General features: G+C 58.3%; 5 protein-coding genes. 2 read left to right on the top strand and 3 right to left on the bottom strand.

What is annotated here, in order from left to right:
* Positions 1–417 precede the first annotated feature (417 nt).
* The gene (locus tag NW835_RS13225; protein WP_414415526.1) at positions 418–2,046 is read right to left on the bottom strand and encodes a TM0106 family RecB-like putative nuclease; all 1,629 of its coding nucleotides are present in this window, start codon (positions 2,044–2,046) and stop codon (positions 418–420) included.
* A gap of 52 nt (positions 2,047–2,098) precedes the next feature.
* Positions 2,099–2,377 carry a hypothetical protein gene (locus NW835_RS13220; protein WP_414366670.1) on the bottom strand — a complete coding sequence of 93 codons (279 nt, stop codon included), beginning with the start codon at positions 2,375–2,377 and terminating at the stop codon, positions 2,099–2,101.
* Between the two features lie 184 nt (positions 2,378–2,561).
* Here NW835_RS13220 and NW835_RS13215 point away from each other — a divergent pair, with 184 nt between their 5' ends.
* Positions 2,562–3,467 (top strand): ABC transporter ATP-binding protein, encoded by a 906-nt coding sequence (locus NW835_RS13215; RefSeq protein ID WP_414376211.1) that lies wholly within the window; start codon positions 2,562–2,564, stop codon positions 3,465–3,467.
* 28 nt (positions 3,468–3,495) lie between these two features.
* On the opposite strand, the gene NW835_RS13210 is transcribed toward NW835_RS13215, so the two are convergent.
* Positions 3,496–4,215, bottom strand: a complete 720-nt coding sequence (locus NW835_RS13210) for a response regulator transcription factor (protein ID WP_414366665.1) — start codon at positions 4,213–4,215, stop codon at positions 3,496–3,498.
* 396 nt (positions 4,216–4,611) lie between these two features.
* On the opposite strand from NW835_RS13210, the gene NW835_RS13205 reads away from it, so the two are divergent.
* Entirely contained in the window at positions 4,612–4,980 is a 369-nt protein-coding gene (locus NW835_RS13205) for a hypothetical protein (protein WP_414366664.1), read from the top strand.
* Positions 4,981–5,093: the final 113 nt, after the last annotated feature.

Here is a 5,093-nt window from a genome sequence, read left to right as displayed (position 1 = left end):
GAGGTCTGACCTGCCTGATAAGCTGCTACAACTCTTTGCCGTAGATCCTAAAGAAGGGGTTGGCATCCCCTTCTCTCCTTCTTTTTGAGACCTGTACCCTACTCTAAAGTGATTACCAAGCCCTTCGATGCCACCAGATTGGCGGCTCAGGTGGCCGAGACGGTGGGCTGGGATCCCTTAAATACAAGCTGAGGAAGAAAAAAGGCAGGGCTGAGTTGTCCCTGCCAAGAAGATCGAGAGCTGAGCCCCTGCTCCTTCTGTTGCAATCGCTGTAGCAAGGCGCGATTACGTTTGTTAATCTGGCGCTTCCGTGCCGTTCCCCCACGACCACGATAGTTCCTGCCCTGGCGGCGGGGGGATTCGTGAGATTTCAGCCGCATGGGATCCCTCTGGCCAATCCGCTAGTCTCACCCGATTCTAATCGAAGCTTCGGCCCTCGACAGGGGCGAGAACCGCACTTTGGCTTAGCCAGTTTTTGAGGCAATGGGTGGCCCGGCAGTCGTCCTCGTTGTAGATGAGCGACTGCTCCAAATAGCGGCGATCTCGAGTTTCCAGCCATTGGCTGTACCAGTAGATGGACTGGGCTCCATTGGCATTGGGCAACCGCCACTCGAACCCCAGCCAGCGGGCAATGTTTTTCAGGGAATAGCTTTCAATGGGCAGCACCACCGAGCGTTGGATCCAGGCGTGTAAATCTACGAAGCGCTGCAACAATTGCCGCACCTGCCGCGAATCCGTAGGGTATCGCTCCCCCAGCCGCTGACAGGTCTGCACTTCAAAGCCATGGAAATGGTAGATGGGCGCTTCAGGGTAGCGTTGAACCAGGTGCAAAAATTGTTTCCAAGCTTGCCCTTCTTCCTGGGGCTCGACAGCCAGGCAACTGTGGTAGCTCACCAGCTTTTCCCCCTCGGCTTGTTGCACCACCAGCAAGCCCAACAGGTAAGCGACGTTGTGACGGGGATCCGCCTCGATATCGAAGTACAGCTCCACGGGCGCTGTCGGCAGAGCTTGCGGCGGCGATTGCAGCCAAAGGGGCTTGCAGCTGAGGGTGGCACGGGCTTGAAGCTGCAGTTGCAGGGCCACGCCGGCTCCCAGCTTGGGGATGGCCTGGAGCATCTCCAGGCGGGCGTTGGCTAAGGCCTCAATCGAGTTGATCCCTGCCTCTTGCAAAAGGGGATAGCGGGATCCGGTTACACCCGGTAGCAGGCTGAGGGGTTGGGCAACGGCATTCAACTGCCGACAGTGCTCCCGCCAGTGGCAAAGATGACAGCGGCTGCGGGCCATCAACACCTGGGGCGGCTCCGGCTGGTCGAGGGAGCGCAGATAGTCTTGCAGCAGGCGGCGCACCTGGACGCGGCGTCGGCTGAGGTGGACAGGGTGCCACTTCCCATCTTTTAGAATCAAAAAGCCGCGTTTGGGCACCTGCCCCTGCAGGGATCCCAGCAATTCGGCCTGCAGCGCCAGCAACAATTCGTACTCCGGCTTGGGTCGCTTGCCAATGCGAATGTGAACCGGCAGGTAGGCGGGCCGGCCTTGGCTGCGAAGGGCGGAATCCCGAATCAGGAGATCCAGGGAGCTGCTTACCCAAAGGGAACGAAACTCTGGAAGAGCCGCAGGCGGCAGTCCAGAGTTGGAGGGTGTCTTGTCGGTGGAGTCCTCTTCAGGGAGCGCAACCTCTGTCTCAGGGGAAGGGGCAAGGGCAACTGCAGAGCCGGCAGGCTCTGCCTCAGCAACTCCCTCGGGATCCACTTCCCAGAAGAGCTCTGCTACGACCTGTCCGCCGTAGATCCGCTCTGTCCCTGCTGCCATGGCTGCCAAAAGGGCTTCATTACCCGGCGCGACCTGTTCGCCGGGGAATTGCTCCAGCACAGCAGCTTGTAAAGCTTGGCGATCCCGGCGCCATTGCTCCAGCAGGCTTTCCGGCGGCAGCTTGGCTTCTTGAGGCCCAAACCGATCTAGGTAGGGCAGGCGCCGACAGCGAAAAAAGGCCAGCAACTCTTCTGCGTCAATAGAACCCTGCTGGGCTGCTGCAACCTGAAACTCCAACGGCGGACGACCTCAGCTCTGCTGCCATTTTGGCACGCCTTTTGGGGATCCCTTACGACCTGGGATCCTGAGCTGACAGAAGATGGGCGATGAGGCGGTCAACTGTTTCCGCTTGGCGGCGAGCCGTCTCCGCCTGCCGCTGGCAAACGGCCTTCAGCTCTCCCAGCCAGGCAGTTTGCTCCTGGGTCATCAGCACCTGTTGCTGAGCAATGTCCTTCAAATAAGACAAGTCGTCTTTGATGGAGCTGACGCTCTCGGCTAGGGTCAGCACGGCACCAACTAGGCGATCCAGGCGGAAGTCAATTTGGTCAAATCGGTCTTTGCTCTGCATTTTTTTACCTTGTAAGTGCAGTTTTCAGGGGCAGTGTCTACTATTTTGCAAGCTCCAGCAGAATTGACAGAGGATGGGATCACAGCCACGGAAGAGCTCGAGAGATCACACAGCAGGGATCCCCAGTAAGACCTGTGGCTCAACTGACGTATGCTGGAGAAGAAAGATTTCTTTACACCCGCAGATGGAGCCGACTGTAACCGCTCTTTCGATGGCCCCGGCCCTGCCTCAGACCCAGCCGGCAGCAGTGGAAATGCAGGGGGTGTGGAAGCGCTTTGGGCAGCAGGTGGCCGTGCAGGACTTGAGCCTGCGGATCCCACAGGGGGAGGTGTTTGCTCTGCTGGGCCCCAACGGGGCTGGGAAGTCCACCACCATCCGCATGCTCACCAGCCTCACCCGTCCCAGCCAGGGATCCATCTACGTGGGGGGCTACGACGTGGTGCGGGATCCCTTGGCAGTGCGGCGGCAGATTGGGGTGGTGTTGCAGCCCATCACCCTGGAGGCAGAGCTGACAGTTTGGGAAAACCTGGAGTTTCATGGGCGCATGCACCACATTCCCAACCCGGAGCGGCAGCGGCGCATCGATGAGTGGCTGGAATACGTGAAGCTGGCCGACCGGTGGCACGACAAGGTGAAGACCCTCTCCGGCGGCATGAAGCGACGCCTGCAGGTGGCCAGGGCACTGTTGCACCGGCCGCAAATTTTGTTTTTGGACGAGCCGACCGTTGGGTTGGATCCCCAGGCGCGACGCCTGTTGTGGGAGATCCTACGGGATCTCAACCGGCAGGGGATGACTTTGCTGATTACCACCCACTACATGGAGGAGGCTGAGGAGCTGTGCGACCGCATCGGCATCATGGATGGCGGGAAGTTGATCGAGCTGGGCAGCACCGACCAGTTGCGGGCGAAGTACGGGGAAGCTCTGCTGGTGCGCTCCCGCCCCGGACAGGAGGTGAGCTACACCTTTTTCCCTAGCTTGGCGGAGGCTCAGCGGCAGTTGGAAGCCGAACCCGACAAAACTGGCCTGATGGTGCGCCCTGCCAACTTAGAAGACATTTTTGTGCGTCTGACAGGCCGTCGCCTGGATTAGCGCGCTCTCTCCCTTTGAAAGAGGGAGGTTACGGTTTTTCCTCTCCCCACCCCTCTTTGGGAGTGGGGGGCTCGAACTTGTAGCCAACGCCGCGCACGGTGCGGATCAGTTCCGGTTGGCTGGTATCGGTTTCTAACTTCTTGCGAATTTGGCCGATGTGGACATCGACCACCCGTTCATCTGCCTCGTGGTTGAAATCCCACACCTCTTGAATCAGCTCAGCCCGTCGCCAGACCCGCCCTGGGTGTCGGGCCATGGCGTAGAGCAGGTCAAACTCCAAAGCTGTCAGGTGAATTGGGCGCCGGTCACGGGTGACTTCTCGGGTGGTTGGGTCGATCACCAAAGAGGGAAAGGTCAAAACCGGCGCGCTGCCTGTTTCCGTTCTCCTCCGCCCTCGGCGCAGGATGGCCTGTACCCGCGCCTGTAACTCCGGCAGGCTGAAGGGTTTGGTCAGGTAGTCATCTGCGCCTAGCTGAAATCCTTGCAGCTTGTCGGCAGGATTCACTCGGCTGGTTAACATCAACACATAAACGCCGGTCTCTTTTTGCATCTGCTGGCAGAGGTCGTAACCGCTCACATCCGGCAAATTCAAATCCAAAATCACCAAGCCTGGCTGAAAAGTGCGCAACTGTCGTAAGCCCTCGGCGCCGGTCACGGCCGCCTCAACTGCGTACCCTTGCCGCTGCAAATACCGCTTGAGCAGCGTACAAATGCTGGGATCGTCATCGATGATGAGAATGCGTGACATAGCGGCTTGGCGCTCTCATAGTCAGCACGAGGCAGAGTTGCAGAAAAGCCCTGACAGTAGGGCAAATGCATTTTGCGCCGGGGCTGGAGAGGACAGCAAACCCAGACAGCCCGCCCAGACTACAACAGACAACTTCAGGTTTTTACATTGCACATCGGATTGCACCAGGAGCTTGGCCTTTCTGGAACCCCCTTTCTCTGGGTAAATCAAGGAAGGCTAACCTAAGCATCTCAAGCATTATTCTACTGGGTTGTCCGGAGGAAAGGGAAAGGGTAAGGTAAAAGGGACTCGCGCAGCAGCTTCTTGCCCGCAGAGGGAAGCCTATTCAAAAACCTTGCCACTTCTTCACTTGCAGGCCAAACCTTAAAGTTGCATGCCGGTTTATCCCAGAAGCCTATGTACGATCCCAACGAAGTCTTTCGCAAAGATATCCAGTTGGCCCTCTTCACCTGGGGAATCCTGGAGCTGGCCTGTTTTGTCATCATGCCGTTCACCCGGGCCTACGAGTATGCGCAGGTAGCGGAGTGGTTGTGGCCGTCGCTAGTTTTGGGACCAGTGGGGGCGGTGGTGGTGGCCTTTTGTTCAAAGCTCACAGTAGCTGCTAATAACATCCCCGACCCGAAAAGGAAAAGGGCGCAGCGGCAAATTGCTCAGGTCATCGGTTTCTTCGGCTTCCTGGGCTTAGCCTTGCCCTTGCTCCTGGCCGGGTGGACATTTGGCCACGAGGTTCTCACCACCGACTGGAAAAATATGTTCACCAATTAGGCAGGAGCGGAGTTGCCAACTGGCCCGCGCCGACTTGTAGCCGCAAAGGGTTTAGGATGTCCAGCTATTCGTGCAGCCGTCAGTTGCTCCCAAGCCCTGCCAGAGTGAGAAAT

Source organism: Synechococcus sp. OH2 (genome assembly GCF_047462155.1).
Taxonomy (GTDB): domain Bacteria; phylum Cyanobacteriota; class Cyanobacteriia; order Thermostichales; family Thermostichaceae; genus Thermostichus.
The sequence above is the reverse complement of the archived record's forward strand: the minus strand, read 5'-3'. Positions and strand labels throughout refer to the sequence as shown.